This is a genomic window from Kitasatospora azatica KCTC 9699, from assembly GCF_000744785.1.
GTDB classification, from domain to species: Bacteria; Actinomycetota; Actinomycetes; order Streptomycetales; family Streptomycetaceae; genus Kitasatospora; species Kitasatospora azatica.
On the sequence record NZ_JQMO01000003.1, the window covers coordinates 3,390,155 to 3,417,104 of the forward strand.

General features: G+C 72.0%; 29 protein-coding genes. 19 read left to right on the plus strand and 10 right to left on the minus strand.

Annotation, left to right across the window (positions count from 1 at the left end; all coding sequences use genetic code 11):
* Positions 1-171 precede the first annotated feature (171 nt).
* The 7 genes from proC to BR98_RS25705 all read left to right on the plus strand — a co-directional run bounded on the left by proC (position 172) and on the right by BR98_RS25705 (position 6,412).
* Positions 172-999, plus strand: coding sequence for a pyrroline-5-carboxylate reductase (proC, locus tag BR98_RS25680; RefSeq protein WP_035847933.1), 828 nt, complete (start codon positions 172-174; stop codon positions 997-999).
* Positions 1,000-1,114: 115 nt separating this feature from the next.
* Positions 1,115-2,314 (plus strand): MFS transporter, encoded by a 1,200-nt coding sequence (locus BR98_RS25685; protein ID WP_035847935.1) that lies wholly within the window; start codon positions 1,115-1,117, stop codon positions 2,312-2,314.
* Positions 2,295-3,494: an acetoin utilization protein AcuC gene (locus tag BR98_RS25690; RefSeq protein ID WP_035847938.1), complete on the plus strand. Its 1,200-nt coding sequence runs from the start codon at positions 2,295-2,297 to the stop codon at positions 3,492-3,494. The genes BR98_RS25685 and BR98_RS25690 overlap by 20 nt, the downstream gene beginning before the upstream one ends.
* A gap of 210 nt (positions 3,495-3,704) precedes the next feature.
* Positions 3,705-3,914, plus strand: a complete 210-nt coding sequence (locus tag BR98_RS25695) for a helix-turn-helix domain-containing protein (RefSeq protein ID WP_035847941.1) — start codon at positions 3,705-3,707, stop codon at positions 3,912-3,914.
* Between the two features lie 121 nt (positions 3,915-4,035).
* Positions 4,036-4,134 carry a 30S ribosomal protein bS22 gene (locus tag BR98_RS38400; protein WP_003948845.1) on the plus strand — a complete coding sequence of 33 codons (99 nt, stop codon included), beginning with the start codon at positions 4,036-4,038 and terminating at the stop codon, positions 4,132-4,134.
* A gap of 139 nt (positions 4,135-4,273) precedes the next feature.
* Positions 4,274-5,389, plus strand: coding sequence for an NAD-dependent epimerase/dehydratase family protein (locus BR98_RS25700; RefSeq protein ID WP_051970215.1), 1,116 nt, complete (start codon positions 4,274-4,276; stop codon positions 5,387-5,389).
* A 6-nt stretch (positions 5,390-5,395) separates the two neighbouring features.
* Positions 5,396-6,412 (plus strand): lysophospholipid acyltransferase family protein, encoded by a 1,017-nt coding sequence (locus tag BR98_RS25705; RefSeq protein WP_035847944.1) that lies wholly within the window; start codon positions 5,396-5,398, stop codon positions 6,410-6,412.
* Between the two features lie 85 nt (positions 6,413-6,497).
* Here the strand turns inward: BR98_RS25705 and BR98_RS25710 are convergent, their stop codons facing one another.
* The 3 genes from BR98_RS25710 to BR98_RS25720 all read right to left on the minus strand — a co-directional run bounded on the left by BR98_RS25710 (position 6,498) and on the right by BR98_RS25720 (position 10,208).
* Positions 6,498-7,742: a DUF5667 domain-containing protein gene (locus tag BR98_RS25710; protein WP_035847947.1), complete on the minus strand. Its 1,245-nt coding sequence runs from the start codon at positions 7,740-7,742 to the stop codon at positions 6,498-6,500.
* A gap of 252 nt (positions 7,743-7,994) precedes the next feature.
* On the minus strand, positions 7,995-8,786 hold the full coding sequence (locus tag BR98_RS25715; protein ID WP_407639496.1) for an ECF subfamily RNA polymerase sigma factor, BldN family: 792 nt from the start codon (positions 8,784-8,786) through the stop codon (positions 7,995-7,997).
* A 483-nt stretch (positions 8,787-9,269) separates the two neighbouring features.
* Entirely contained in the window at positions 9,270-10,208 is a 939-nt protein-coding gene (locus tag BR98_RS25720; protein ID WP_035853933.1) for an HAD family hydrolase, read from the minus strand.
* Positions 10,209-10,270: 62 nt separating this feature from the next.
* On the opposite strand from BR98_RS25720, the gene BR98_RS25725 reads away from it, so the two are divergent.
* The 7 genes from BR98_RS25725 to hemB all read left to right on the plus strand — a co-directional run bounded on the left by BR98_RS25725 (position 10,271) and on the right by hemB (position 17,300).
* Positions 10,271-10,558 carry a glutaredoxin family protein gene (locus tag BR98_RS25725; RefSeq protein ID WP_035847949.1) on the plus strand — a complete coding sequence of 96 codons (288 nt, stop codon included), beginning with the start codon at positions 10,271-10,273 and terminating at the stop codon, positions 10,556-10,558.
* An 83-nt stretch (positions 10,559-10,641) separates the two neighbouring features.
* Positions 10,642-11,283 (plus strand): 3'-5' exonuclease, encoded by a 642-nt coding sequence (locus BR98_RS25730; protein ID WP_083976981.1) that lies wholly within the window; start codon positions 10,642-10,644, stop codon positions 11,281-11,283.
* Between the two features lie 161 nt (positions 11,284-11,444).
* A complete protein-coding gene (locus BR98_RS25735; RefSeq protein WP_035847951.1) occupies positions 11,445-12,260 on the plus strand; it encodes a redox-sensing transcriptional repressor Rex in 816 nt (271 codons plus the stop codon).
* Positions 12,257-13,621 carry a glutamyl-tRNA reductase gene (locus BR98_RS25740; protein ID WP_051970217.1) on the plus strand — a complete coding sequence of 455 codons (1,365 nt, stop codon included), beginning with the start codon at positions 12,257-12,259 and terminating at the stop codon, positions 13,619-13,621. The genes BR98_RS25735 and BR98_RS25740 overlap by 4 nt, the downstream gene beginning before the upstream one ends.
* Before the next feature lie 41 nt (positions 13,622-13,662).
* Positions 13,663-14,670, plus strand: coding sequence for a hydroxymethylbilane synthase (hemC, locus tag BR98_RS25745; protein WP_051970218.1), 1,008 nt, complete (start codon positions 13,663-13,665; stop codon positions 14,668-14,670).
* The gene (locus BR98_RS25750; protein ID WP_035847953.1) at positions 14,670-16,313 is read left to right on the plus strand and encodes a bifunctional uroporphyrinogen-III C-methyltransferase/uroporphyrinogen-III synthase; all 1,644 of its coding nucleotides are present in this window, start codon (positions 14,670-14,672) and stop codon (positions 16,311-16,313) included. The genes hemC and BR98_RS25750 overlap by 1 nt, the downstream gene beginning before the upstream one ends.
* Before the next feature lie 15 nt (positions 16,314-16,328).
* Complete coding sequence (hemB, locus tag BR98_RS25755) at positions 16,329-17,300, plus strand: porphobilinogen synthase (protein ID WP_035847956.1); 972 nt, start codon at positions 16,329-16,331, stop codon at positions 17,298-17,300.
* 65 nt (positions 17,301-17,365) lie between these two features.
* Here hemB and BR98_RS25760 read toward each other — a convergent pair whose 3' ends face one another.
* The 3 genes from BR98_RS25760 to BR98_RS25770 form a co-directional block, all read right to left on the minus strand.
* Positions 17,366-17,653 carry a hypothetical protein gene (locus tag BR98_RS25760; protein WP_035847958.1) on the minus strand — a complete coding sequence of 96 codons (288 nt, stop codon included), beginning with the start codon at positions 17,651-17,653 and terminating at the stop codon, positions 17,366-17,368.
* A 194-nt stretch (positions 17,654-17,847) separates the two neighbouring features.
* Positions 17,848-18,192 carry a hypothetical protein gene (locus tag BR98_RS25765; protein ID WP_035847960.1) on the minus strand — a complete coding sequence of 115 codons (345 nt, stop codon included), beginning with the start codon at positions 18,190-18,192 and terminating at the stop codon, positions 17,848-17,850.
* 69 nt (positions 18,193-18,261) lie between these two features.
* On the minus strand, positions 18,262-18,606 hold the full coding sequence (locus tag BR98_RS25770; RefSeq protein ID WP_035847962.1) for a hypothetical protein: 345 nt from the start codon (positions 18,604-18,606) through the stop codon (positions 18,262-18,264).
* A 395-nt stretch (positions 18,607-19,001) separates the two neighbouring features.
* Here BR98_RS25770 and BR98_RS25775 point away from each other — a divergent pair, with 395 nt between their 5' ends.
* Positions 19,002-19,682: a hypothetical protein gene (locus BR98_RS25775; RefSeq protein ID WP_157537935.1), complete on the plus strand. Its 681-nt coding sequence runs from the start codon at positions 19,002-19,004 to the stop codon at positions 19,680-19,682.
* 125 nt (positions 19,683-19,807) lie between these two features.
* On the opposite strand, the gene BR98_RS25780 is transcribed toward BR98_RS25775, so the two are convergent.
* From BR98_RS25780 to BR98_RS25790, 3 genes are all read right to left on the minus strand, one after another.
* Positions 19,808-20,179 carry a hypothetical protein gene (locus BR98_RS25780; protein WP_035847968.1) on the minus strand — a complete coding sequence of 124 codons (372 nt, stop codon included), beginning with the start codon at positions 20,177-20,179 and terminating at the stop codon, positions 19,808-19,810.
* A gap of 87 nt (positions 20,180-20,266) precedes the next feature.
* Entirely contained in the window at positions 20,267-20,542 is a 276-nt protein-coding gene (locus BR98_RS25785) for a chaplin (protein WP_035847971.1), read from the minus strand.
* Positions 20,543-20,569: 27 nt separating this feature from the next.
* Positions 20,570-20,812, minus strand: a complete 243-nt coding sequence (locus BR98_RS25790; protein WP_035847973.1) for a chaplin — start codon at positions 20,810-20,812, stop codon at positions 20,570-20,572.
* 324 nt (positions 20,813-21,136) lie between these two features.
* Between BR98_RS25790 and BR98_RS25795 the strand changes: the two genes are divergently transcribed.
* The 3 genes from BR98_RS25795 (at position 21,137) to BR98_RS40530 (ending at position 24,524) form a co-directional block, all read left to right on the plus strand.
* Positions 21,137-21,376, plus strand: a complete 240-nt coding sequence (locus tag BR98_RS25795) for a chaplin (protein ID WP_035847975.1) — start codon at positions 21,137-21,139, stop codon at positions 21,374-21,376.
* A gap of 207 nt (positions 21,377-21,583) precedes the next feature.
* Positions 21,584-23,227 (plus strand): RICIN domain-containing protein, encoded by a 1,644-nt coding sequence (locus tag BR98_RS25800; protein WP_232247552.1) that lies wholly within the window; start codon positions 21,584-21,586, stop codon positions 23,225-23,227.
* A 520-nt stretch (positions 23,228-23,747) separates the two neighbouring features.
* Positions 23,748-24,524: a transglycosylase family protein gene (locus tag BR98_RS40530; RefSeq protein WP_083976985.1), complete on the plus strand. Its 777-nt coding sequence runs from the start codon at positions 23,748-23,750 to the stop codon at positions 24,522-24,524.
* A gap of 232 nt (positions 24,525-24,756) precedes the next feature.
* Here the strand turns inward: BR98_RS40530 and BR98_RS25810 are convergent, their stop codons facing one another.
* Positions 24,757-25,344: a hypothetical protein gene (locus BR98_RS25810; protein WP_407639497.1), complete on the minus strand. Its 588-nt coding sequence runs from the start codon at positions 25,342-25,344 to the stop codon at positions 24,757-24,759.
* 281 nt (positions 25,345-25,625) lie between these two features.
* Here BR98_RS25810 and hemL point away from each other — a divergent pair, with 281 nt between their 5' ends.
* A complete protein-coding gene (hemL, locus tag BR98_RS25815) occupies positions 25,626-26,948 on the plus strand; it encodes a glutamate-1-semialdehyde 2,1-aminomutase (RefSeq protein WP_035847976.1) in 1,323 nt (440 codons plus the stop codon).
* Positions 26,949-26,950: the final 2 nt, after the last annotated feature.

Sequence of the window (26,950 nt, forward strand, 5' to 3'; positions counted from 1 at the left end):
TGTCGATTTGCCCGTGACTCTTCGTGCTCCCCGCTCCTGCGTCCCAGGTTGTCCGCAAGTTGCCACCGCCCGAGTTCACCCGATGTCCGATCGCTGGACGGCTCCCGGGCGGCCCGGCGCCCGGGTGCGAGGATGGCGACAGTACCGTCGCGGTGATCAAGGAGCCTTGCCATGACCAGCAGCGCTGTCCATCCCCAGCGGATCGCCTTCCTCGGCACCGGCAAGATCGGCGAGGCGCTGCTCTCCGGCCTGCTGCGGGCCGGCAAGCGCCCCACCGAGCTGCTGGTCACCGCCCGTCGACCCGAACGGGCCGCCGAACTGGCCGAAAAGTACGGGGTGGTGGCTTGTACCAATCGGGAGGCGGCCAAGCTCGCCGACACCCTGATCCTGGCGGTCAAGCCGCAGGACATGGGCATCCTGATGGAGGAGATCGGCCCGCACGTGATGCCCGGCCGGCTGGTCATCTCGGCCGCCGCCGGCATCCCGACCCGCTGGTTCGAGGCCCGGCTGCCGGCCGGCACCCCGGTGGTCCGGGTGATGCCCAACACGCCGGTGCTGGTCGACGAGGGCATGAGCGTCATCTCGGGCGGCTCGCACGCCAGCGAGGATCACCTGCTGCGCACCGAGGAGATCTTCCAGTCGGTGGGCAAGGCGCTGCGGCTGCCCGAGTCCCAGCAGGACGCCGCCACCGCGCTCTCCGGCTCCGGCCCCGCCTACTTCTACTTCCTGGTCGAGGCGATGACCGACGCCGGCATCCTGCTCGGCCTGCCCCGGCACGTGGCGCACGACCTGATCGTGCAGTCGGCGATCGGCGCCTCGGTGATGCTGCGCGACTCCGGCGAGCACCCGGTCAAGCTGCGCGAGGCGGTCACCTCGCCGGCCGGCACCACCATCGCGGCCATCCGCGAGCTGGAGAACCACGGCGTGCGGGCCGCCCTGCTCGGCGCGCTGGAGGCGGCCCGGGACCGGTCCCGCGAACTCGCCTCCGGCGGGAAGTAGCTCGGAGAACAGGACCGGGCCGACCCCTCCCCAAACAGCGGCGCACCACCTACGCTCTCGCCAACATCTTCGTACCGGCCAGTAGGCACTGCGCCGGTGGTGAGCGAGGTCCCGGATGACCACCGAAGTCACAGCGCGGCTGCGCCAGGCCCGCACCGCGCTGCTGGTCGCCTTCCTGCTCCAGGGCGTCACCTTCGCGCTGCTGGTCACCCGGATCCCGGGCATCCAGCGGCAGTACGGGCTCTCCGACGGCACGCTCACCGTCTTCCTGGCCGCCGTACCGATCCTGGCCGGGGTCGGCTCGATCACCTCCGAGCAGATCGTCAAGCGGACCAGCCCGCGTTCGGTGCTGCGGATCGTCCAGCCCGCCGTCTGCCTGACCCTGGTCGGGGTCGGCCTCGGGCACCAGCTCTGGGAGCTCGGCCTGGCCCTGGCCGCCTTCGGCCTGCTGGTCGGCGCGCTGGACGCCTCGATGAACATGCTCGGCGTCGGCCTGCAGCACCGCTACGGCCGCTCGATCATGCTCGGCTTCCACGCCGCGTTCAGCCTCGGCGGCATCCTCGGCGCGCTGCTGGCCAGTGCCGGCGCCCACCTGAGCCTGCTCACCCTGTTCGGTGGCAGCGTGGCGGTGCTGATCCCGGCCGCGCTGGTGGCCGGACGCCACTTCGCCGGCCCGGACGAGCTGGGCAGCGCCGTCCAGGAAGCCGCCGAGGCCGCCGCCCGGTCCATCCCGTGGAAGCCGCTGCTGCCGCTGTGCGCGGCGATGGCCTTCGCCTACATCGCCGACTCCACGGTCTCCAACTGGAGCGCCAAGTACCTCACCGAGACCCTGCACAGCACCGACCGGGTGGCCGCGCTGGCCTACGCCGGCTACATGGTCGCGCTGCTGCTCGGCCGCACCTTCGGCGACCGCGGCGTCCAGCACTTCGGTGCCGTGACCGTGGTGCGCTGCGGGGCGGCGGTGGCCGCGCTGGGCTTCGGGATCGCCGCCCTGGCCCCGGCCGCCTGGGCCGGCATCGCCGGCTTCACCGTGCTGGGCCTGGGCATCTGCGCGGTGATCCCGCAGGTCTTCGCGGCCGGCGGCCGGCTCTTCCCCAAGGACTCGGACGCCGCCGTGGCCCGGCTCAACCTCTTCAACTACGTGGGCTTCCTGGTCGGCTCCCCGCTGGTCGGCGCGATCGCCGGGGCCGTCTCCTTCCGCTGGGCGCTCTGCGCGCCGATGCTCCTGGTGCTCGCCGTCGTCCCGCTCGCCGGGCACTTCGCCCCGGCCGCACGCCATTCGCTAGCCTCGGACCATGCCCCGAGTCGACTCTGACCAGCCCTGCCAGCTGCGCCTCTTCTGGGACGAGGGCGTCACCGCCTACGACTTCGGCCCGCAGCACCCGATGGACCCGACCCGGCTGGCGCTCACCATGCGCCTGGTCGAGGCCTTCGAGCTGCCCGCCGCGCCCGGTGTGACGGTGGCCGGCGCGCCGCCGGCGGGGGAGTCCACGCTGGCCCTGGTGCACCGGCCGGAGTACATCGAGGCGGTCCGCCGGGCCGGCGAGCACCCGCAGGGCCTGGACCCGCGGCACGGCCTGGGCACCGAGGACAATCCGGTGTTCCCCGCCATCCACACCGCCTCCGCGCTGATCGCGGGCCAGTCGGTGGGCGCCGCCGAGGCCGTCTGGCGCGGCGCCGCCCGACACGCCGTCAACTTCGCCGGCGGCCTGCACCACGCGATGCCGGGCCAGGCCTCCGGCTTCTGCGTGTACAACGACGCGGCCCTGGCGATCGCCCGGCTGCTGGAGCTCGGCGTCGAGCGGGTCGCCTACGTGGACGTGGACGTGCACCACGGCGACGGGGTGCAGCGGGCCTTCTGGGACGACCCCCGGGTGCTCACCGTCTCGTTGCACGAGCACCCCAGCACGCTCTTCCCGCAGACCGGCTGGTCCACCGAGACCGGCGGCGAGGACGCCCCGGGCTCGGCCGCCAACCTGCCGCTGCCGGCCGGCACCGGCGACGCCGGCTGGCTGCGCGCCTTCCACGCCCTGGTCCCCGAGCTGCTGGCCGGCTTCCGCCCGCAGGTGATCGTCAGTCAGCACGGCGCGGACACCCACCTGGAGGACCCGCTGGCCCATCTCGCGGTCACCGTGGACGCCCAGCGCGCGGTGGCGGCGAGCCTGCACGAGCTGGCCCACGAGCACTGCGAGGGCCGCTGGGTGGCGCTCGGCGGCGGCGGTTACGCGGTGGTGGACGTGGTGCCCAGGACCTGGACCCATCTGGTCGCGATCGCCGCCGGGCGGCCGATCGAGCCGGAGACCGAGACGCCCGAGCAGTGGCGCGCCGAGGTCTACCGCCGGACCAGACGCCCGGCCCCGTTGCGGATGACCGACGGCGCCGACGCGCACTTCCGCGACTTCGCCGAGAGCGGCTACGACCCGGGCGACCGGCTCGACCAGGCGATCCTGGCGGCCCGTCGGGCGGTCTTCCCGCACCACGGCCTGCTGCCGTAGCCTCGGTGGTGGCGACGGAGCGCAGTGGAGCTGCTACAGAACGCCGACCGGTCGGCTGATGCAACCGACTTATTCCCGACCGTACAAGGAGTCGGCATCTCCCTCTTCCCACCCGTACCACGCGCAACTACTCTGGGGATACGCGTGTGTCGGTCGAGTCACCGGAGGGGAAGCCGGTGCCTTGCACACGGTTAAGGGTCGGGTGAGGTCATGAGTTCCGGCGAACGCCCCCTGCAAGAGGTCAACTTCTTGACCGTGGCGGAAGTCGCTTCGGTGATGAGGGTGTCCAAGATGACGGTCTACCGGTTGGTGCACAGCGGAGAGCTGCCGGCCATCCGGGTCGGCCGGTCCTTTCGGGTGCCCGAACAGGCGGTCCACGACTATCTCAAGGACTCCTACGTCGGGCGGCAGAGCGCCTGACGTTCACGCTCGGGTGGTCCCGATTACAGGTGGGACCGCGCGGACGGTAGGCTAGGCCCTCCGTCAGTCGTATGGACTCCGTCTCTCACGGGCGGGAGTCTCAGTGAGCGAGGGTTGTTCCGTGGGCTCTGTCATCAAGAAGCGTCGCAAGCGTATGGCCAAGAAGAAGCACCGCAAGCTTCTGAAGCGGACCCGCGTGCAGCGTCGCAACAAGAAGTAACACCTGCGGAGCTCGCTCCAGGTGCCTGGGTGCTGCCCGTTCCGACCGAAAGGCCGGGGCGGGCAGCACCCGTTTTCATGTCCCGACGCGGTACGGTGCAACCACGCGTGGCAGCTGTGGCTCGGAGGGTGGCGGACAGGTGGGCAAGGTCGTGCTGGTCACCGGGGTGGCCCGGCAGCTCGGCGCCCAGTTCGCCGAGCGGATCCGGCATGAGCCCGGAGTGGACCTGGTGGTCGGGGTGGACGTGCTGCCACCGCGCCCCACCTTCCCGAGCGGCCCGAGACCGTCGGTGTCCGGCCGGCCCCTGGCCGACTACGTCTTCGCCCCGGTCGACCTGCGCCGGCCGGCGATCGCCCGGGTGCTCGCCGAGCACGCGGTGGACACCGTGGTGCACCTCAACGTCAGCGGCACCAACCCGGGCGCGCCGGGGCGGGCCACCGTCAAGGAGATCAACGTCATCGGCAGCATGCAGCTGCTCGGTGCCTGCCAGCAGTCCGCGCAGGTCCGCCGACTGGTGGTGAAGTCCACCACCGGCGTGTACGGCTCCACCTCGCGCGATCCGGCGGTCTTCGCCGAGCGGACCCAGCCCAAGACCCTGCCGCCGGGCGGCTTCGCCAAGGACGCCGCCGAGGTCGAGGGCTACGTCCGCGGCTTCGCCCGGCGCCGCCCCGATGTCGCGGTCACCGTGCTGCGGTTCGCCAACCTGGTCGGGCCGGTCTCGGACACCCCGCTGGCCGAGTACTTCGCACTGCCGGTGCTGCCGACGGTGCTCGGCTACGACCCGCGGCTGCAGTTCGTGCACGAGGACGACGCCGTCGAGGTGCTGCGGCTGGCGGCGATCGACCCGGCCCCGGGCACCAAGCAGCAGGCGTTCGACAGGGCCGGCACCTTCAACGTGGCCGGCGAGGGCGTGCTGCTGCTCTCCCAGTGCGCCCGCAGGCTCGGCCGGCCCACCCTGCCGATGCTGCGCCCCGCACTCGGCTGGGCGGCGGCGCTGGCCAAGCAGTCCCGGGTCTCGGACTTCTCGCCGGAGCAGATCGACCTGCTGACCCACGGTCGGGTGGTGGACACCACCGCGCTGCGCGAGGTCTTCGGCTACCGGCCGTCCTTCACCACCCCCGAGGCCTTCGCCGACTTCGCCGCCGGACAGCGCGGCGGTCTGCTGCCGCCCGAGCGGCTGGCCGCCGTCACCGACCGGCTGGCCGCCCTGCTGAACCGTGACCCGCAGCCGCGGGACCGCCACGACAGGAGCTGAGGCCCGATGACAGCCGCCCCCGATCACTTCAGCGGCGAGGCCAAGGTGATCCCGATCGAGTCCGCGCCCAGCTGGGCGGGCACCGAGGACGATCCCGCCGCCCCCTTCGGCGAGCGGCTCGCCGACTCGGTCGCCGGTCTGCTGGCCGGCCGGCTCGGCGCGGCCGCGCAGTCCGTGCTCGGCAAGGACTGGGAGGACCGGGCCGCCGGCGGGCTGGCCTTCCTGCGCCGGCGGATCACCGGCGACTACGAGGTGGACGAGTTCGGCTTCGACGAGGAGCTGACCGAGGAGGTCTTCCTCTCGCTGCTGCGGCCGCTGGCCGAGAAGTACTTCCGGATCGAGGTGCGCGGGATCGAGAACATCCCGGCCGAGGGCGGCGCCCTGGTGGTGGCCAACCACTCCGGGGTGGTGCCGCTGGACGCGCTGATGACCCAGGTGGCGATCCACGACCACCACCCGGCCGGGCGCCACCTGCGGATGCTCGCCGCCGACCTGGTCTTCATGCTGCCGGTGGTCGGCGAGCTGGCCCGCAAGGCCGGGCACACGCTGGCCTGCAACGAGGACGCCCAGGCGCTGCTGGAGCGCGGCGAGGTGGTCGGGGTCTGGCCGGAGGGCTTCAAGGGGATCGGCAAGCCGTTCGCCGACCGGTACAAGCTGCAGCGGTTCGGGCGCGGCGGGTTCGTCGCCTCGGCGCTGCGCGCCGGGGTGCCGATCGTGCCCTGCTCGATCGTCGGGGCGGAGGAGACCTACCCGATGCTCGGCAACGCCAAGACGCTGGCCCGGCTGCTCGGCCTGCCGTACGTGCCGATCACGCCGACCTTCCCGTGGCTGGGCCCGCTGGGCGCGATCCCGCTGCCCACCAAGTGGACCATCCAGTTCGGCACCCCCATCGCCACCGACCGGCACCCCCCGGAGGCGGCGGAGGACCCGATGCTGGTCTTCAACCTCACCGACGAAGTCCGCGAGACCATCCAGCACACCCTCTACCGGCTGCTGGTGGAACGCCGGTCGGTCTTCTTCTGACGTCTCCCGGTGTCTCCTGACGTCTCCGTCTCCTGACGTCGAGAAGGGGTGGGGCGCGGTCTGCGCCCCACCCCTTCCCGGTCCGTCAGCTGCCGTCCAGGCCGAGCCCCGGGAGCAGACCCGGGATCAGCGGTGGCAGGTTGAGCCCCTGCGGGGCGGACGGGGTGGCGCTCGGCGAGGCTGCCGGGGCGTCGGGCGAGGCACCCGAGTCGGCAGCCGGGCTGCCCTGCGCGGGGCCGGACGGCGCCGGCGAGGCCGCCGGGGCCTGCCCGGTCAGACTGCCCGTCAGCCCGTTGACCAGGCCGCCCACCGGGTTGCCGCCGACCGGGTTGGCCGGCGCGCTGCCGCCCTGCGCCGCGCCGCCCGCCGGGGACTGGCTCGCCCCCTGGTGGCTGCCCGGTGCGCCCTGCTCGGCCGGGTGCGCGCCCTCGCCGACGACGGGGCTGCCGCTCGGGGCCGGGCCGTTGCTGCTGCCCGCCGCCGGTGAGGCCGGGTGTCCGCCGCCGGGGCGGCCCTGGGCCGGGTCGAGGTGCAGCGGGGCCACGTCCTCGTTCATGTCGCCGAAGAGCTGGTCGACCTGGCCGGCCACCGGGGTCAACTGGGCCGGCAGCTGCGGCTGCAGGTCGTTCCAGTGGTTGTCCTGCGCCTCGGTGAACTCGGCCAGCTTGCGCATCGGGTCGAGCGAGCCGTTCGCCCGGTAGACCGAGCGCAGCAGCTCGCGGCCCTTGGCGGCCTCCGCGTGCATGTCCTTCAGCGCGGCGCCGAGCCGGCTGACCGTCTCGGGGCTCAGGCCACTGGCACTGCCCTGACCGACCAGCGAGCGGGCCTCCTCCAGCCGGGTCGAGGCCTGGTCCAGCAGCAGCGAGCCGCGCTCGGCGTCCGATCCCGCCAAGTCCAGCCGCAGGCCCTCGAGTCCACGCTTCATCCCGTACAGCGGGTCGCCGGGCAGCGCGCCCGAGCTGGCGGTGGCCACCCCGGCGAAGCTGCCGACGGTGACCCCGGCGACCAGCCCGGTGATCGCGAACCTGCGCCCCCAGCGCCGCCGGTGGCCCACCCGCTCGGCGCGGTGCCGCCGTTGGCGGGGCACCAGCAGGCCGCCGCCGGCCACGGTCTGCTCGAACGCGGCCATCAGCTGGGCGCGTTGCACCGCACGGGTCTCGGCGCCCAGGCCGGGCTTGGCGATCGAGCCCAAGGCCTCGGCGGTGTCGAGGAGTTGCCGCAGCGGTGCGTTGCCGACCGGTTCGCTCGGCAGTTCTTGCCCTGTCCGGTGGGCCTCCAGCGCCTCGGCGAAGGCCTTCGCCCGCCGGTGCTCCAGCACGTTAGCCGTCACGGGCCACACCTCCCTTCGTCGTTGTCGACTCCCCGGCCTGCCGGACGGTTGCCTCGGCGGGCCAAATCCACTCCTTCGGGTGACTGTCCACGGCTTCGCTTGACCGGGAGCCCCGAGGGGGTTTGCACGCTGGGCAACGAGCGGTGCGGGTGGTCGGTTACGCACGAGTGATCATGTGACCGCATTCTCACCCGGACGTGTGGGAACCGTCTTCGGGATGACCAGTCGTCAGCTATGTTCATCGGGCCGGGCTCACCTGGCGTCGGGCGGCAGCAGTCGGGCCAGGGTGCGCACGGCGCGGTACTGGAGAGTCTTGATCGCGCCCTCGTTCTTTCCCATGATCCGGGCCGTCTCGGCCACCGAGAGGCCCTGCAGGAAGCGCAGCGTCACGCACTCCTGCTGCTGCGGGTTGAGCCGCCGCACGGCGTCCAACAACGCGGCGTTGGACAGCGATTCGAGCACCGAGTCCTCGGGGCTGCGCTCGCACTCGTTGGAGTCGAGCATCTCCCCGGTGGTCACCTCCAGCCGGAACCGGCTGGACTTGAAGTGGTCGGCGACCAGGTTGCGGGCGATGGTCACCAGCCAGGCGCCGAAGTCCCGGCCCTGCCAGGTGAAGGTGCTGATCCGGCGCAGCGCGCGCAGAAAGGTCTCGCTGGTCAGGTCCTCGGCGGTGGCCCGGCTGCCGACCCGGTAGTAGATGTACCGGTAGACCGTGTCGCAGTAGTGGTCGTACAGCTGCCCGAAGGCCTCGCTCTCGCCGGCCTGGGCCCGTTCGACCAGCTCCATGATCGGGTTGTGCTCGGTCTCGGTGCCCTGGTGCGGCAGCGTCCGGGAGCGGCCCCTGGTGCCGCCCGGGGTGGTGCCCGGGCCGGTGGTGGCCCGACTGCGGGTGCCGGCCGGACCGGCGGCGGTGGAGCGCAGCGCCAGACCCGGCAGCGCGGCCCCGGCGGGCACCAACTGCGGGACGGGGGGCAGCAGCTGACTGCGCAGCAGTTCGCGCAGCAGGCGCAGGTTGCGCGCGGCGGGGATCACGACTTCGGACACCGGGCGACTCGTGGTGACGGGCGGCGACGGGCGGGAGGGAGCAGGCGCGTCGTTCCGGACGGGTGGGTACACGGGACTCCCAGAGGCAGAACTGTGGACGGATCACCTCCGCCTGCGCGGAGAGCACGCGCCCCGTCACCCCGTCGGGGGGACACCTGGGGTGAGCGTGCATCCAGGAGAGAATAACGCTTTGTGCAATGACAGCTACACCCTGTGGCCGAAGTGGTCGATTGGGATCCACTTCGCGTGGTATATGACCCGAAACTGACCGAACAGCCCGCCGAACTGCACGCCATCGGTGATCACATCATGGCGGAGTGTGACCGATTGGGAGGTCGGACGGGCGGTTTCCCGGGCGACGCGGCTGCCAATCCCAGACTTTCCTGGGGGCTCGAACGATCAGAACCGGTCAGCGCAAAACCGTGGCAGGAACCGGCGTTTGATGCCTGTTCAGCGCTGCCGGGGAGCCGTTCCGAGGCGGTTTCAGCGCCGGCGGCGGCGCAGCGCCATGCCCGCCAGGGCCGCTCCGGCCAGCGCGCCGAGCCCGATCGCGGCGGGGACCCCGACCCGGGCCGCCTTCCGGCCGGTGCGGAAGTCCTGCACCCGCCAGCCGTGCGCCCGGGCGTACTTGCGCAGCCGCCCGTCGGGGTTGACCACGAAGGGGTGGCCGACCAGCGAGAGCATCGGGATGTCGTTGGCCGAGTCGCTGTAGGCCGCGCAGTGGTCCAGGTCCAACTGCTCGCGCCGGGCCAGCGCGCGGACCGCGGCCGCCTTGGCCGGGCCGTGCAGCATCTCGCCGACCAGCCGGCCGGTGTAGACGCCGTCCACCTCCTCGGCCACCGTGCCGAGCGCCCCGGTCATGCCGAGCCGGCGGGCGATGATCCGGGCCACCTCCAGCGGCGCCGCGGTGACCAGCCAGACCCGCTGCCCGGCGTCCAGGTGCATCTGCACCAGCGCCCGGGTGCCCGGCCAGACCTTGGCGGCGACGATCTCCTCGAAGATCTCCTCGCAGATCGCCTCCAGGTCGGCGGTCCGCTTGCCGGCCACCAGGGAGAGCGCGGTGTGCTGGGCGTCGGCGATGTGCTCCGGGTCCTCGGCACCGTGCAGCCGGAACCAGGCCTGCTGCCAGGCGAACCTGGCCACGTCGCGACGGTTGAAGAAGTTCCGGCGGTACAGGCCGACGCCGAGGTAGAAGACGGCGGCGCCCTGCAGGATCGTGTTGTCGCAGTCGAAGAAGGCGGCGGCCTGCGGGTGGTCCACCGGCGGCGCGGCCTCCTCCTCGAAGACCTCCACGGTCTCGGTTCCGGTGGCGCCGGCCTCGCGCAGTGCCTGCTCGGCCGCGTCGGCGGCGGCCTCGCCGGCCAGGGCGGCCCGCTCGGAGGGGGAACGCCTTGCCTGGGTGAGCCTTCGCAGCGCGGCCATGGCACCGAGCATAGTCAGCCACGGTGACCGGCGGGCGCGCGGTGGCAGCGCACAATGGTGCGGTGAGCCCACTGCTGCGCCGTGACACCAAGTCGGACCCTGCCTCCCGCACGGTCACCCTGATCGCCAAGCCCGGATGCCACCTGTGCGACCAGGCCCGCGAAGTGATCCTGAAGGTCACCGCCGAGCTGGGGTCCGGTTTCGAGGAGCGCGACATCACCCAGGACGAGGCGCTCTACCGCAGTTACTGGGAGCAGATCCCGGTCACCCTGATCGACGGTCGCCAGCACGACTTCTGGCGGGTGGACGAGCAGCGCCTGCGCAAGGCGCTCACCGCCCAGCGGCCCTGACGCCGGTCTGGACCAACTCCGGCGCTCCGCCTACGATCGATCCCGTTCCGTGCCGTCGGGGGTTCGATCCGCAGGAGGGTCAGATGCCCCGTGGCGGCTTTGCCGTGGTCGATGTCGAGGCCACCGGGCGGAGCCCGTGGCGGCACCGGGTGGTCGAGGTCGGCGTGGTGCTGCTGGACGGCGCGCTGCGCACCGAGCGGGAGTTCACCAGCCTGGTCGACCCGGCGGGCCCGGTCGGGCCGACCCATGTGCACCGGATCACCCAGCAGGACGTCGCCGGGGCGCCCAGGTTTCGCGAGCTGGCCCCGTTTCTGCTCGAACTGCTGGCCGGTCGGGTCCTGGTGGGTCACCATGTGAGCTGTGACCGGGCCTTCCTGGAGCGCGAGTTCGCGCGCATCCACGTACCGCTGCCGCCGGTCCCGCTGCTCTGCACGATGCGCCTGGCCCGGCGTCACCTCCCCGAGGCGACCGGTTTCGGCCTGGCCGCCTGCGTGGCCGCGGCCGGTCTCGGCGGCTTCACCGCGCACACCGCGCTCGGCGACGCCCGGGCCGCCGCGGGGCTGCTGCGGTACTGCTGGGGCGAACCATCCGGAGCTGCCAAGGGCGGGCCGGTCGACTGGGCCGACTCGCTGCGTCAGGCGGCCGCCGTGCCCTGGCCCCGCCTGGGCCGGTGCCGAGCCGTCGCGCTGGGCCGCGCCGGAGGGCACCGCGAGCTGCGGGCGTGATGCGCGTCACTGTGACGGGACAAATCGGACACCATCTTTGTGCACACGTTCACAAACGCATAGCCTGGCAGCCAAAGCCCAGCTTCACCCACAGGAGCACCGTGGCAATCGGCCGATCCACCCCCAAATCCTCGCCCCCCAGCCCTGCCGACGGAGGCTCCATGCGCCGCACCCCTGTGGGACGTCAGACGCGTGCTCGCGGTATCCCCGAGGCCACCGTGGCCCGACTGCCGCTGTACCTGCGCGCACTGACCGCCCTGTCCGAGCGCTCGGTGCCCACCGTCTCCTCCGAGGAGCTGGCGACCGCGGCCGGGGTGAACTCCGCCAAGCTGCGCAAGGACTTCTCCTACCTGGGCTCCTACGGAACCCGCGGGGTCGGTTACGACGTCGAGTACCTCGTGTACCAGATCTCGCGTGAGCTGGGTCTCACCCAGGACTGGCCGGTCGTGATCGTCGGGATCGGCAACCTGGGCCACGCGCTCGCCAACTACGGAGGCTTCGCCTCCCGCGGATTCCGGGTGGCGGCCCTGCTGGACGCCGACCCGGCCGTGGTCGGCAGCAGCGCGGCGGGCCTGCCGGTGCGGCACATGGACGAGCTGGAGTCCATCGTGGAGAGCCAGCAGGTCTCCATCGGTGTGATCACCACTCCGCCGGGCGCCGCCCAGCAGGTCTGCGACCGCCTGGTCGAGGCCGGGGTGACCAGCATCCTGAACTTCGCGCCCACCGTGCTGACCGTCCCGGACGGGGTCGACGTGCGCAAGGTCGACCTGTCGATCGAGCTGCAGATCCTGGCCTTCCACGAGCAGCGCAAGGCCGGCGAGGAGCCCGAGGACGAGCCGAGCGCCGAGGAGCCGGTGCGCGAGCGGACGCCCGGTCCGGTGCGCGCCGCCGCCGCCAAGCTGCGCCGCGCGGCCGGTGCGGCCAAGGAGGCCAAGGACAAGGGCGAGACCGACCGGCAGGCGGTGTTGCCGGCATGAGTTTGCTTGTCGTCGGTCTGAGTCACCGCACCGCCCCCGTCACCGTCCTGGAACGCGCGGCGCTGACCGGTGAGGTCCCCACCCGCCTGCTGCACGACGCGGCGGCCACGGCCACCGTCTCCGAGGCGGCCCTGCTCAACACCTGCAACCGGATCGAGCTCTACGCGGACGTGGACAAGTTCCACGCCGGCGTCGCCGAGCTCTCGCTGCTGCTGGCCCACCACAGCGGGGTGGACCTGGAGGAGCTGACCGGGCACCTCTACGTGCACTACGAGGACCGCGCGGTGCACCACCTCTTCTCGGTGGCCTGCGGCCTGGACTCGATGGTGGTCGGCGAGGGCCAGATCCTCGGCCAGCTGCGCGACGCACTGGCCACGGCCCAGGACGAGCACACCGCCGGGCGCGGCCTCAACGAGCTGTTCCAGCAGGCCCTGCGGGTCGGCAAGCGGGCGCACAGCGAGACCGGGATCGACAAGGCGGGCCAGTCGCTGGTCACCTTCGGCCTGGAGCAGGTGGCGGCCGGGGCCGGCGAGATCGCCGGCAAGCGGGCCCTGGTGGTCGGCGCCGGCTCGATGAGCTCGCTGGCCGCCGCCACCCTGGCCCGGGCCGGGGTCAGCGACCTGGTGATCGCCAACCGCACCGCCGAGCGGGCCGAGCGCCTCGCCGCGAGCCTGGGCGCGCGGACGGTGGACTTCGCCAAGGTCCCGCAGGCACTGGCCGACGTCGACCTGGTGATCTCCTGCACCGGCTCGGCCGGGGTGGTGATCCCGGCCGCCGACGTGGCCGCCGCCGTCGCGGTCCGCTCCGCCGTCACCCCGCTGGCCTTCCTGGACCTGGCGATGCCGCGCGACGTGGACCACGCGGTGCACGAGCTGCCCGGCGCGCTGCTGGTCGACCTGGAGTCGCTCTCCGAGGCCGACGCGGCCACCCCCGGTGCGGGCGACGTCGACGCGGTCAGCGGCATCGTCGCCGAGGAGGTCGCCGCCTTCGGCGCCGCCCAGCGGGCCGCCCGGATCGCCCCCACCGTGGTGGCGCTGCGCGCGATGGCCTCCGAGGTGGTCGGCGCCGAGCTGGCCCGCCTCGAGTCGCGACTGCCCGACCTGGACGAACGCACCCGCGCCGAGATGGCGCAGACCGTTCGCCGGGTGGTCGACAAGCTGCTGCACGCGCCCACGGTGCGGGTCAAGCAGCTGGCCGCCGAGCCCGGCGGCGCCTCCTACGCGGAGGCGCTGCGCGAGCTGTTCGACCTCGACCCGGGCGCGGTGCGCGCCGTGTCGGGCACTCCGGTGGCGATCACCGAACAAGCAGGGCCCAAGAACCGGCCCGCCAGCGGTAGTCTCGCGGGCGGAGCGGCGCGATGAACCATCTTCTCGACCACCAGCACGACCGGGACGATAACGTTATGAATGGTCAACTGAGCACGCAGCAGGGCCAGTTGGACGCCGAAACGATACCGCTGCGGCTGGGTACCCGGCGCAGCGCGCTGGCCATGGCCCAGTCCGGCATGGTGGCCCGCGAGGTCACCCGGGTCACCGGCCGCCCCGTCGAGCTGGTGGAGATCACCACCTACGGCGACACCTCCCGCGAGCACCTGGCGCAGATCGGCGGCACCGGGGTGTTCGTCTCCGCGCTGCGCGACGCGCTGCTCGAGGGCCGGATCGATTTCGCCGTTCACTCGCTCAAGGACCTGCCCACCGCCGACCCCGAGGGCCTGCGGCTGGCCGCCGTGCCCGAGCGCGAGGACGTCCGCGACGCCCTGGTCAGCCGGGAGCACCTGGACCTGGAGACGCTGGTGGAGAAGTGCGTCGGGCGCCCCGCCCGGATCGGCACCGGCTCCCCGCGCCGGATGGCCCAGCTCAACGCCTGGGCCCGGGCCCGCGGCGCGGTGATCGAGACGGTCCCGATCCGCGGCAACGTGGACACCCGGATCGGCTTCACCCAGTCCGGCGAGCTGGACGCGGTGGTGCTCGCCACCGCCGGCCTCAACCGGCTCGGCCGCGCGGCCGAGATCGGCGAGCACCTGGCGCCGGAGCTGATGCTGCCGGCCCCCGGCCAGGGTGCGCTGGCCATCGAGTGCCGCGCCGACGACCCCGAACTGGCCGCCGCCCTCGGCCTGCTCGACCACGCCCCCACCCGCGCCGCCGTCGTCGCGGAGCGCGCCCTGCTGGCCGCGCTGGAGGCAGGCTGCTCCGCCCCGGTGGCCGCGTTGGCCACGGTGAGCGGCGAGAACGAACTGCGGCTGGAGGGCGTGGTCGGCACTGTCGACGGCGCCACCCTGCTGACGATGTCCACCACTGGTCCGCTCGTGCTCGACGAGACGGCCGAGCAGGCAGCGCGGGCCCTGGGCCACGCGCTGGCGGCCCGGCTGCTCGACGGCGGGGCGGCCGGTCTGATGGGGGAGCGAGTCTGATGAGCCCCACCGCTACCGCCGACCGCTCCGGACGCTGCACCTTCCTGGGTGCCGGTCCGGGCGACCCTGGACTGCTCACCCTGCGCGCGGTCGAGGTGCTGGCCTCGGCCGACGTCCTGATCGCCGACCCGCTGACGGCCACGGCCGTGCGCAGCCACTGCCCGGCGGGCGTTCAGGTGCACAGCCCGGCCGCGCTGGAGAGCGAGTCGGCGGAGTTCGACGCCGCCGCGCTCAGCAAGCTGATCGGCGACGCCGTGAAGGCCGGCAAGCAGGTGGTCCGCACCGTCGACGGCGACCCCGGGCTGGACGGCCGGGCCGCCGAGGAGATGCTGCTCTGCGCCAAGGCCGGGCTGCCGTTCGAGGTGATCCCGGGCGTCGCCCAGTCGGTCGGCGTGCCCGCCTACGCGGGTGTCCCGCTGCGCGGCAGCAACGGCGCCGACGTGCGCTTCGTGGACGGCTCGGCGCTGCTGGCCGGCGCGCTGGTCGACCTCGGCGCCCCGGAGACCACCCTGGTGGTGCGCACCACGCTCGGCCAGCTGCCCGCCACCGCGAACGCGCTGGTCACGCACGGCCGCAAGCCGGACGCCGCGCTCTGCGCCACGCTGTCGGGCACCACCACCCGGCAGCGCACCTTCACCTCCACGCTGGCCGCCATCGCCGGCGACCTGAAGGCCGCCCGGGTGCTGCCCTCGCCGGTCTCGGCCCCGGTCGACCCGGCCACCTCGGTGATAGCCGTGGTCGGCGAGCAGGTCCAGCACCGCTCCTCGCACTCCTGGTTCGAGACCAAGCCGCTGTTCGGCTGGAACGTCCTGGTGCCGCGCACCAAGGAGCAGGCGCACGGGCTCTCCGAGCAGCTGCGCTCCTACGGCGCGGTGCCGCAGGAGGTGCCGACCATCGCGGTCGAGCCGCCGCGCACCCCGCAGCAGATGGAGCGGGCGATCAAGGGCCTGGTCACCGGCCGCTACGAGTGGATCGCCTTCACCTCGGTCAACGCGGTCCGCGCGGTCCGCGAGAAGTTCGAGGAGTACGGCCTGGACGCCCGCGCGTTCGCCGGCATCAAGGTCGCCGCGGTCGGCGAGACCACCGCCCAGGCGCTGGTCGACTTCGGCGTCAAGCCCGACCTGGTGCCGTCCGGCGAGCAGTCCGCAGCCGGACTGCTTGAGGACTGGCCGCCCTACGACCCGGTCTTCGACCCGATCGACCGGGTGCTGCTGCCGCGCGCCGACATCGCCACCGAGACCCTGGTGGCCGGCCTGGTCGAGCTCGGCTGGGAGGTGGACGACGTCACGGCCTACCGGACCGTGCGCGCCTCGCCGCCGCCGGCCGAGACCCGCGAGGCAATCAAGGGCGGCGGTTTCGACGCGGTGCTCTTCACCTCGTCCTCGACCGTGCGCAACCTGGTCGGCATCGCCGGCAAGCCGCACAACGTCACGATCATCGCCTGTATCGGTCCGGCCACCGCCAAGACCGCCGAGGAGCACGGCCTGCGGGTCGACGTGATGGCGCCCGCGCCGTCCGCCTCCGCGCTGGCCCAGGCGCTGGCCGAGTTCGGCGCTGGACGCCGGGACGCGGCCACCTCGGCCGGTGAGCCGGTCTACCGGCCCAGCGAGCGCCGGCCGGGCTCCCGTCGCAAGGCCCGCTGAGTACTGGAGGACGTCATGAGTTTCCCCGCCGCCCGGCCTCGCCGGCTCCGCACCACCCCGGCCATGCGCCGACTGGTCGCCGAGACCCGGTTGCACCCGGCGGAGCTGATCCTGCCGGTCTTCGTCCGCGAGGGGATCAGCGAGCCGGTACCGGTCAGCTCGATGCCGGGCGTGGTCCAGCACACCCGCGACACGCTGCGCAAGGCCGCGGTGGAGGCGGCCGAGGCGGGCATCGGCGGGATCATGCTGTTCGGCATCCCGCAGACCAAGGACGCCGTGGGCTCGGCCGGCACCGACCCGAACGGCATCCTGCAGCTGGCCATCCGCGACGTGGTCGGCGAGGTGGGCGAGCAGCTGGTGGTGATGTCCGACCTGTGCCTGGACGAGTTCACCGATCACGGGCACTGCGGTGTGCTGGCCGCCGACGGCAGCGTGGACAACGACGCGACGCTGGAGCGGTACGCCGAGATGGCCGTGGTGCAGGCCGCGGCCGGGGTCCACACGGTCGGCCCGTCCGGCATGATGGACGGTCAGGTCGGGGTGATCCGGCGAGCCCTGGACGCCGCCGGGTACCAGGACGTCTCGGTGCTGGCGTACACCGCCAAGTACGCGACGGCGCTGTACGGGCCGTTCCGGGAGGCCGTCGACTCCTCGCTCAAGGGCGACCGCAAGACCTACCAGCAGGACCTGGCCAACGCCCGCGAGGCGCTGCGCGAGCTGGAGCTGGACCTCGCCGAGGGGGCCGACCTGGTGATGGTCAAGCCGGCCCTGCCCTGCCTGGACATCCTGCGCCAGGTCGCCGACCGCTCGCCGGTCCCGGTGGCGGCCTACCAGATCTCCGGCGAGTACTCGATGGTCGAGGCCGCCGCCGCCAACGGCTGGATCGACCGGGAGCGGACCATCCTGGAGACCCTCACCTCGATCCGTCGGGCGGGCGCCCAGCAGATCCTCACCTACTGGGCCGTCGAGGCAGCCCGGATGCTCTAGCGGTTTCCGGAACGTCTGAGGGGGCGTCGGCTTCGTGGCCGACGCCCCCTCAGTTCTTGCCCGGCTCAGCCCATGTGGTGGTGACCGTGGTGCCAGCCGTCGATGTCGATCTGGTTGCCGCCCTCGCCGCCGGCGGCCTCGTCGGTCGCCCACCAGGCGTGGTCGAAGGCCGTGTGCACGTGGTCGGTGCAGGCGAAGCCCTCGCCCCAGCCGGCCGCGAAGACCGGGTCGGCCGAGACCACGCCGCCGCCTTCGCCGCCGGTGGAGACATGGGCGTAGGCCGGGGCGGCGATACCGGCGATCATCAGCGCGCCGGCCGCGACGACGACGGCCCTGCCCAGCATCTTCTGCATCAGGTCGGTCCTCTCTTCGGTGGGATGCTCTCTGGATCAACTGATCGTCATTCGAGCGGCCGCACTTGAGTCGGCTCACCCGAATGACAGAGCGGGGTTGGCGGAGGTGCTCCGCCAACCCCGCTCGGGTACTGCTCCGTCGGGTCAGGCACTGCTCTGGAGGGTCAGGTACTGCCGTCGAACCGAGTGGAACGTCAGCCGATCAGGTGCGAGACACCGCTGTCGCCGGCGCTCTGGGTGTTCTGGCCGACGTTGCAGATCTGCTTCGGGGTGCTGTTGAGGACCGGAACCTCGACCGGCACCGCGACGCCGATCACGGCGACGGCGATGTTGTGGACCTCGGGCAGGCAGATGTTCGGGTTGTCCAGGGTGTGGAAGTTCGGGCTGTGGTCGCCCGTGGTGCCGGTCGCGTTGGTGCCACCGTCACCCTGGACGGACGCGGCCGAGCCGTCGGAGTCGGCGATGGCCATCGCGGGGGCGGCGGACAGGGCGAGCGCGGCGCAAACCATGCCGGCGGCGGCGAGGGTCTTCTTGATCATTGTGCTTCCTCTGAGAGTTGATTCGGATAGTGCGGTGATGCGGGTGGTGCGGATTGTGTGGGCTGCGGGTCAGCCGACGAGGTGGGACACGCCGCCGTCGCCGTGGCTCTGGGTGCCCTGCCCCTGGGTGCAGTACTGCTTGCCGCCGCTGTTCGCGATCGGGACCTCGACCGGGACCGCCACGCCGAGGACGCCGACACCGATGTTGTGAATCTCGGGCAGGCAGATGTTCGGGTTGTCCAGGAAGTGGAAGTTCGGGCTGTGGTCTCCCCAGGTCCCGGTGACGTTGGTGCCACCGTTGCCCTGCACCGAGGCGCCAGAGCCGTCCGAGTCACCGATGGCCACGGCCGGGACCGTGGAAGAGGCGACCGCGGCGGCCACCAGGCCGACCGCGGCGAGCGTCTTCTTGATCATGAGATTTCCCTCTCTGGAATGCTTTTCTGCTGGTTGGCGTATTGGGCACTCGTCTGAGCGAAATGTTCAACGAATGTCCCGGTCTGCGGTCACTGCTCACATCGGGGCGGAGTCAGGAATGCGATCACGGATCCCGAGCTGATCCGGCATCCGATCCTGTCCGTTGCCGTGCGGCGACATGGATATCAAAGAGCGGCGGGCTGGAAGGTTACGCAACGAACCACGGAAAAGTCGCCACAAGCCTCTCCGGATCGGCGTGGGGATCCGATTATTAGGCCATTCCGGTTAAGCCTCGCCATCGCGCGGGCTCTGGGTCGTTGAGGCAGATTGCCCTCGGCTGTATTCGTCAGCGGGCAGCTGTCTAGAAGCCTCAACAGATCCTCGACAGATCGGACATGAAGACGATGGAGCTCTCCAAGCGGACCGGCGCGCTGCTACTGGTGGTCGGCGCGTCGGCGGCGGCCGCTCAGGGTGTCGCGGCGGCGGCTCCCGCCACGCCGATGACGCCCGGTCAGGTGGCGGCCCTCGAGAACGGACTGGCGACCAGGACGGTGCCGCTTCGGATCCCGCTGAAGACGGTCAGCGACGCCGCGCCGATGCTGCCGCTCAGCGGCGACCTCTCCGGCGCCGTGCCCGCCTCGCCGGTCCTGCCCCCGGTCCCGGCCGAGCAGGACCGGCACCAGGTGATGCCGGACAAGGTGGTGCCGGCGCTCAACTTCAGCAAGGTCGGGCCCAGCCTGGACACCGCGGTACCGCTGCCGGCCCTGGCCGACGGCGTGCGGCCGGGCAACCTGGACCTCAACTCGCCCGAGGCGCCGCTCAAGGCGGTCGGCCCCGCGGTCGGCGTCGGGCACCCGCTGAGCTTTGTCGAGGGCGCCGACGGGCAGCTGAAGGACGGCGCGCTGTCGGCCGGCGACCTGGACCCGCGGGTGCTGCCCGGCGCGATCTCGGCGGTGCCCGGGGCCAAGGCCTCGCTGGGCGGCCCGGACAAGCACACCTCGCTGGCGGAGACCGCGCAGAACCTGCTCGCCGCCACCTCGGCGGTCGCCGAGGAGGCCACCACCGAGCAGGGCTGAGGCCGCCGGGCGGACGAAGGCCCGGTGCGGATCGCCGCACCGGGCCTTCGCCGTTCTCAACGCTTCGCCGTTCTCACTGCTTCACTGTTCTCAACGCTTCACTGCTTCATCGCTTCATTGCTTCGTCAGCCCGGCAGTGCGTGCAGCAGCAGCCCGGCGACCGGCAGGTCCTTGGCGCCGCCGCCGTCGCTCAGCGCGCCGGTCGCGGCGGTGCTGCTGACGTGCGGCACGCCGTTGTCCGGCTCCAGCGCGACCGCGTTGTTCAGGGGGTCGGCGGCGGACTGCGCGAACGGGTCGAGCCGCAGGTCCTTGGCCGGGCCCAGGACGTAGCCGGTGGTGCCGTTCAGTGCGCCCAGCGCCGGTCCGACCTGGGTCGGCTGCAGTGCGGTGGTCGGAAGCTTGGGCGCGGCGGCCGCAGCGGCACCGGCGGCCGCGGGGGTGAGCAGCAGCGCCGTACCGAGCGCGGCCAGCGCGCCGGTGGTGGGGGAGAGGGGCAACGGAGGTCCTTTCGACGGTGCTTCACACGGCACTGCCCCCCGGACCAGGGAAGTCCGGGGGGCAGCGGCTCACGAGACTTCGGCTGCTCAGCAGTCGTCGTCGTCGTGGTGGTGCTTCTCGGCCTCGGCGTTGATGCAGGTGTTGCCGAAGGCCGGGTTCAGGGCGCCGATCACGTTGACCGTGTTGCCGCAGAGGTTGACCGGGATGTGGATCGGCAGCTGGATCTCGTTGCCGGAGGCCACACCGGGGGAGCCGGCGGCAACGCCCTCCGCGCCGGAGCTGGCCGCGGCGGCGCCGGCGCCACCGAGCACCAGGCCGAGGGCGGCGGTGGAGAGTACGGCGAGCTTCTTCGCGTTCTGCATGATTGGGATCTCCTAAGTGCTTCTGGCTCAGCCGTTGTTGACGCAGGTGTTGCCGAACGCCGGGTTCAGCAGACCGATCACGTTGACGGTGTTGCCGCAGAGGTTGATCGGGACGTGCACCGGAACCTGAACCAGGTTGCCGGAGAGCACGCCGGGGGAGTGCGCCGCGACGCCCTCCGCGCCCGAGCTGGCGGCGGCCGCACCGGCGCCACCGAGCAGCAGGCCGGCGGCCGCAGCGGAGAGGACGAGAGACTTCGAGAACTTGCGCATGGTGGTTAATCCTCCGTTGATTTCCCGGGCGGGTTCTCCTCCCGGGGCACCGAGCGAAACAGGAATAACGGCCGGAAGGTTCCGGCCGGCCACCGGAAATCACTCAGGCGGACCTGTTGCCGAAGCCGGCTTCGGTTTCTTGCTTCGGGGACTACAACGACGGTCGGGCGAGCGCGAAACGGGTGCCGCGCATTGTCACCCGATCGCCTGACCCGGTGGCTGCGTTCGTACGAACGGGTGATTCCTGGCGCGGGCCCGCAACTCACGGGCAAGGGGGTCGTTCCTGCTCATGCACGCATCGTGCTCAGCAACAAGGAGACTCATATGAGCGTCAAGAAGGCTGCCGCTGTCGGCGCCGCCGTGGTTGGCATCGTGGCCGCGGGAGCCGGGACCGCCATGGCCAGCTCGGGTGCCGAGGGTGCCGCGGTCGGCTCCCCGGGCGTGCTGTCCGGCAACCTGGTCCAGGTGCCGATCCACATCCCGGTGAACGCTTGCGGCAACAGCGTCGACGTGATCGGCCTGCTGAACCCGTCGTTCGGCAACACCTGCATCAACGAAGGCTGATCCAGCCCGCAGCGAAGCCGCTGTCCGGCGTCTCCCCTCCTGAGGCGCCGGGCGGCGGCTTCGGCGTTTTCCAGGGGGCCTGATGCCCCAGCAAGACATGAGGGTGGCTCAGTTTTCTCTGTCCCAAGCCTTGTTGTGTTACTTGTCAGTACCTACGATGTGAACCCGCTCACAGCACCACTCCGCCACCCCACCAAGGAGTCATGCGTGATCAGGAGACTCACCTCGGGCCCACCAACCGTGCTGCTGGCCGTGGCCGGCCTGGTCGCCACCCTCGGCCTGGCCGCCGGCGCCCCGCAGGTGCACGCCGCCACCACCAGCACCCGGGCCGACCTGCCCGCCGCGATCGTCTCGCTCGGCGACAGCGCGATCTCCGGCGAGGGTGCCGGCACCGACACCAGCGACGGCTACTTCGCCGGCACCGACGGACCGACCAACTACTGCCACCGGCATCCGCAGTCGGAGATCTTCGACACCGGCCTGTCCGGACTGACCCCCGTCGACCTGGCCTGCTCGGGCGCCCAGACCGGCGACCTGACCAGCGACCCGACCCTGGCGCAGGTCACCGGCGGCGGCAGCGGCGACTTCGGTGAGCCCAAGCAGGACGTCCAACTCGCCCAGACCGCGGCCAAGTACAACGTCAAGATGGTCGTCGTCACGATCGGCGCCAACGACGACTTCGACTTCAGCGGAATCATGGAGAGCTGCCTCGCGCAGTACTTCCCGATCCCCAAGTCCCAGGGCTGCCGCGACACCATCGGCAGCGCCGCCATCACTCAACGGGCCGCCAAGGTGATCCCCAAGGTGACCGCGGCGATCACCGACATCCGTCAGACCATGCGGGCGGCCGGCTACGCGGACGGCGACTACCAGCTGGTCTACCAGTCGTACTTCACCCCGATCACCCCCGACATCCGCAGCAACGCGTACGTCGACAAGATCGCCCAGGGCTGCCCCGCCTTCCCGGAGGACCTCGCCTGGGGCCACAACTGGGTGGTGCCCACCTTCGACAACGCCCTGCGCCAGGCCGCCGAGGCGGTGCCCGGAGTGCGCTTCCTGGACCAGCGCCGGGTCTCCTACGGCCACGAGGTCTGCGCCGCGTGGAGCAGCTCGCCGTACGAGTACACCAACGGCGACGTGATCGACCTGTCGGAGAACACCCGCAACGGGTGCGACTACCCGATCGGCATCCTCTCGCTCTGCGAGAACGAGATCCGCCAGTCCTACCACCTGCGGGTGGCCGGCTACCGGGGCGAGGGCGCCTGCCTCGGCTCCTTCTACCGCGCCCCCGCCCAGCAGGAGGCCTACTGCACCCTCAACCAGGGCGACGGCACCTCGATCCAGCCGTTGACGCCCGGTCAGCCCTTCGCCGACGCCCCCGAGGACGGCGCCTGGTACCAGCTGACCAATGCCGCCAACGGCCAAGTGCTCGACCTGGCCGGCGGTGGCACCTACGGCGACAGCAGCAAGGGCCGCCTCGCCATCACCTATCCGGCGAGCGGCAGCCTCAACCAGTCCTTCGTCCTCGAGGCCAAGCCCGGCGGCAGCTTCGAGCTCGACTTCAGCGGCAACCGCACCATGTGCCTCGACGCCACCGGCGCCGTCACCACCCCCGGCACCCGCCTCGAACAGTGGGGCTGCAACGGCGGCGCCAACCAGCACTGGCTCGTCTCCCCCTCAGCCAACGGCACCTACAAGCTCGCCGACTCCCAGTCCCCGGGCATGGTGGCCACCCTGAGCGCTGATCACGACGCCCAGTCCAACCCCGTCGTCGAACTCGCCCCCGACACCGGCTCAGCGGCCCAGCAGTGGCAGCTGACCAAGCTCGGCATCGTCTACCTGCACGGCTGACCAGACCGTCGGGGGGTGGAGAGCCGGCCCGTCCGGCCCTCCACCCCCCCGACGCGTCCAGGGTCTTCCCGCGGACGGGCCTGTGGTCCGGGCCACTGGGGGCTCGGAATGTGACGGTCTGCGGTGGTGGCCGTGCAGGGCGTTGACCGATCGGCCGGGAATCCGGGTGGCCTCGGTCACAACGGGCCGCAGGCGGGTGGGGCGGTTTGCCGAGTTTTCGGTGGTTTCCGCCGGTTTCCCGGGCCGAGTTTCCGCGGGTAACGCCCGCTGGCCTGCGCCGATCCCAAAATGGTTGATAACGGGCAGCCGGTTGCCTAACTTCGATCTCAGCGCAGCAAGCGCAACCCGGGACCACCCGAACACCCCACCGCGGCTCACGCGGTGCGGCACCACGGGGGGCCGGGACGGAGCGGGACGTCCCCTACGTCACCGTCCGTCCGCAGGACGCGGCCAGCGAACCAGCCAAGGCATCCGCCTCTGGTTCCGTGCGCCCACCGGGACCTTGTCGAGAGGGATCACTTTGACTTTCCGTAACGAGAACACCGCCACCGCCACCGCCACCACCACCCCGAAGAAGCGCAACCGGGTCCGGATGGCCGTCATGGGCGGCGCGATGCTCGCCCTTCCGGTGGCGGGCCTCGTCGCGGCCAACACGGCCTCCGCCGCCCCCACCTCCACCTGGGACGCGGTCGCCCAGTGCGAGAGCACCGGCAACTGGAGCATCAACAGCGGCAACGGCTTCTACGGCGGCCTGCAGTTCACCTCCTCCACCTGGGCGGCCTACGGCGGCACCCAGTACGCGGCCAGCGCGGACCAGGCCACCAAGGACCAGCAGATCGCGATCGCCGAGAAGGTCCTCGCCGACCAGGGCCCCGGCGCCTGGCCGGTCTGCTCCGTCAAGGCGGGCCTGACCGCCGGCGGCGCCCCGGCCGCGGTCGACACCTCGTCCTCGACCACCACCGGCTCCACCACCGCCACCAAGCAGAGCGCCCCGGTCCAGCAGGCCACCCCCAAGGCCGCCACCCCGGCGCAGCAGCCGACCGCCCCCAAGGTCGCCGTGAAGCCGGCCGTGAAGCCGGCCGAGAAGCCGGTCGTCGCGAAGGCCGCCGACAAGCCCGCCGCGCCGACCAGCACCAAGCCCACCACCGGCGCCACCTACACCGTCAAGAGCGGTGACACCCTGAGCGCCATCGCCGCCGCCCACGGCACCAACTGGCAGAGCCTGTACCAGCACAACGCGCAGGTCGTCGGCGCCAACGCCGACCTGATCCTGCCCGGCCAGGTCCTCAGCATCTGAGGCAGCTGAGCCACAGCACCAAACCCGGCGCCCCCTTCCCACTGCCATGGGAAGGGGGCGCCGGGTCTTCGGCATACCCGTGCTGGATTCCCTTGCTGACGGGGCATCGGCGCCGGGTGGCCACCCGTCAGAAACCGACGAACGCGCCCACACAGTTGACATGCCGGCCGTCCCCGATCACGGGGGCGAGCTGTCGGGGTGACCGGTCCTCAGGAAGCGGCGAGCCTGCGGCTCAGGGCCACACCAGGCAGTACAGCTGGTGCCCCGCGTCGTGCAGGCGGTTCGCGAAGTCCTGCCACTCGTGCAGCATGCTGTAGATCACGAACGCATCCCGCGGCCCTCGCCGGTCCGGGACGGTGGACCAGATGAACGCTGCGGCGCCCAGCTCGGTCTCGTCGGCCTTGCGGAGTGGTTCGACGACGGTGTGGGGGAGTTGGACGACGGCGTAGTCGGGGTGCAGGACGACCAGTTCGAGTGGGGGGACCTGGTGGAGGGGGACGCCCTGGATGCCGGTGAGGACCATGGCGCTCATGGTCTCCGGCTTGATCTTGGTGGAGAGGTGGCCGTTGGGGGAGCCGCTGGTCTCCATGAGGTCGCCGAGGCGGCCGAGCGAGCCGAGCTCGCCGGCGTCCAGGCCCAGGCCCCCGGGGCCGAGGGCGGTGGGGACTCTGGCGGCGGTCGCGCGGTCGGGTGCGCCGAAGTACTTGTACGTCACCCCCACGCGTCCTTCACCCCGCTCTCCCCTTCCCGCGCGAGCGGCCTTGTGGCCGGCCCCCGTGGACTCCTCGAAGCCGTCCTGCTCCTCGGACACTCGGACCATCCTCACCGGAATTCGCCGGAATCGACAGACCCCCGGACCATCGGTGTCCCGCCGATGGTCCCATTTTCCCGTTATGTCACGCTTGTACGCCCAGCATTCGGCCAGGTTCGACCAAATCGCGTCAGATCGACCTCGCACCGGGGCGCGCGGTCGCGCTCTCCAGTGTGCGGGATGAACGGAGCGGTGGCCGCACACGGATCATCGTTCCAGATGATCGGCCTCGACATGCAGAGGTAAAGGACACGATTTGAGACCGGAGCTGTTTGAGAGGATGGGTTCTCGTGAGCTACCCGTATGAAGCACCCCAGTCCCAGTCGCTCTTCGAGCGCGCCTCGGTCGTCACCCCCGGCGGGGTGAACTCCCCGGTGCGCGCCTTCCGCGCGGTCGGCGGCACCCCGCGCTTCATGGTCTCCGGCAGCGGCCCCTACCTGACCGACGCCGACGGCCGCGAGTACGTCGACCTGGTCTGCTCCTGGGGCCCGATGATCCTCGGCCACGCGCACCCGGCGTTGCTGGAGGCCGTGCAGCAGGCCGTGGTCCGCGGCACCTCGTTCGGCACGCCCGGTCAGGGCGAGGTGGAACTGGCCGAGGAGATCGTCGCCCGGGTGGCTCCGGTCGAGCAGGTCCGCCTGGTGTCCAGCGGCACCGAGGCGACCATGTCCGCGATCCGACTGGCCCGCGGCTTCACCGGTCGCGCCAAGATCGTCAAGTTCGCGGGCTGCTACCACGGTCACGTGGACGCGCTGCTGGCCGCCGCCGGTTCCGGGCTCGCCACCTTCGCGCTGCCGGACACCCCCGGCGTCACCGGCGCCCAGGCCGGCGACACCATCGTGCTGCCCTACAACGACCTGGCCGCCGTCGAGGAGGCGTTCAAGCTGCACCCCGGCGAGATCGCCGCGGTGATCACCGAGGCCTCCCCGGGCAACATGGGCGTGGTCCCGCCGCTGCCGGGCTTCAACGGCGGGCTGGCCAAGCTCTGCCGGGAGAACGGCGCGCTCTTCATCTCCGACGAGGTGATGACCGGCTTCCGGGTGTCGAAGTCCGGCTGGTACGGACTGGAGGCGGCCCACGAGGGCTGGGCCCCGGACCTGCTCACCTTCGGCAAGGTGATGGGCGGCGGCTTCCCGGCCGCGGCCTTCGGCGGTCGCGCCGACGTGATGGCCCACCTGGCCCCGGCCGGCCCGGTCTACCAGGCCGGCACCCTGTCCGGGAACCCGATCGCCACCGCCGCCGGCCTGGCCCAGCTGCGGGGCTGCACCGACGAGGTGTACGCGACCGTGGACCGGGTGGCGGCCCAGGTCTCCGGCCTGGTCACCGAGGCGCTGGCCAAGGAGGGCGTGGCGCACCGTCTGCAGCGGGCGGGCAACATGTTCTCGGTCTTCTTCACCGAGGACGAGGTCACCGACTACGCCTCGGCGAAGCGCCAGGAGGCCTTCCGGTTCACCGACTTCTTCCACAGCCTGCTGGCCGACGGGGTCTACCTGCCGCCGTCCGCCTTCGAGTCCTGGTTCGTCTCGGCCGCGCACGACGAGCGCGCGATCGAGAAGATCGCCGCCGCCCTGCCGGCCGCCGCCCAGGCCGCCGCCCGCGCCACCGCCAACTGAGA

Excerpts from the sequence above, each read along its gene's own strand:
- BR98_RS25685 (WP_035847935.1), top strand. The coding sequence starts at position 1,115 with ATGACCACCGAAGTCACAGCGCGGCTGCGCCAGGCCCGCACCGCGCTG.
- BR98_RS25735 (WP_035847951.1), top strand. The coding sequence starts at position 11,445 with ATGCGCCGCACCCCTGTGGGACGTCAGACGCGTGCTCGCGGTATCCCC.
- BR98_RS25740 (WP_051970217.1), top strand. The coding sequence starts at position 12,257 with ATGAGTTTGCTTGTCGTCGGTCTGAGTCACCGCACCGCCCCCGTCACC.
- BR98_RS25795 (WP_035847975.1), top strand. The coding sequence starts at position 21,137 with ATGAGCGTCAAGAAGGCTGCCGCTGTCGGCGCCGCCGTGGTTGGCATC.
- BR98_RS25810 (WP_407639497.1), bottom strand. The coding sequence starts at position 25,344 with ATGGTCCGAGTGTCCGAGGAGCAGGACGGCTTCGAGGAGTCCACGGGG.
- BR98_RS25695 (WP_035847941.1), top strand. The coding sequence starts at position 3,705 with ATGAGTTCCGGCGAACGCCCCCTGCAAGAGGTCAACTTCTTGACCGTG.
- BR98_RS25730 (WP_083976981.1), top strand. The coding sequence starts at position 10,642 with ATGCCCCGTGGCGGCTTTGCCGTGGTCGATGTCGAGGCCACCGGGCGG.
- proC (WP_035847933.1), top strand. The coding sequence starts at position 172 with ATGACCAGCAGCGCTGTCCATCCCCAGCGGATCGCCTTCCTCGGCACC.
- hemB (WP_035847956.1), top strand. The coding sequence starts at position 16,329 with ATGAGTTTCCCCGCCGCCCGGCCTCGCCGGCTCCGCACCACCCCGGCC.
- BR98_RS25775 (WP_157537935.1), top strand. The coding sequence starts at position 19,002 with ATGAAGACGATGGAGCTCTCCAAGCGGACCGGCGCGCTGCTACTGGTG.
- BR98_RS25770 (WP_035847962.1), bottom strand. The coding sequence starts at position 18,606 with ATGATCAAGAAGACGCTCGCCGCGGTCGGCCTGGTGGCCGCCGCGGTC.
- BR98_RS25760 (WP_035847958.1), bottom strand. The coding sequence starts at position 17,653 with ATGCAGAAGATGCTGGGCAGGGCCGTCGTCGTCGCGGCCGGCGCGCTG.
- BR98_RS25785 (WP_035847971.1), bottom strand. The coding sequence starts at position 20,542 with ATGCAGAACGCGAAGAAGCTCGCCGTACTCTCCACCGCCGCCCTCGGC.
- BR98_RS25720 (WP_035853933.1), bottom strand. The coding sequence starts at position 10,208 with ATGGCCGCGCTGCGAAGGCTCACCCAGGCAAGGCGTTCCCCCTCCGAG.
- BR98_RS25790 (WP_035847973.1), bottom strand. The coding sequence starts at position 20,812 with ATGCGCAAGTTCTCGAAGTCTCTCGTCCTCTCCGCTGCGGCCGCCGGC.
- BR98_RS25750 (WP_035847953.1), top strand. The coding sequence starts at position 14,670 with ATGAGCCCCACCGCTACCGCCGACCGCTCCGGACGCTGCACCTTCCTG.
- BR98_RS25690 (WP_035847938.1), top strand. The coding sequence starts at position 2,295 with ATGCCCCGAGTCGACTCTGACCAGCCCTGCCAGCTGCGCCTCTTCTGG.
- BR98_RS25765 (WP_035847960.1), bottom strand. The coding sequence starts at position 18,192 with ATGATCAAGAAGACCCTCGCCGCCGCCGGCATGGTTTGCGCCGCGCTC.
- hemC (WP_051970218.1), top strand. The coding sequence starts at position 13,663 with ATGAATGGTCAACTGAGCACGCAGCAGGGCCAGTTGGACGCCGAAACG.
- BR98_RS25705 (WP_035847944.1), top strand. The coding sequence starts at position 5,396 with ATGACAGCCGCCCCCGATCACTTCAGCGGCGAGGCCAAGGTGATCCCG.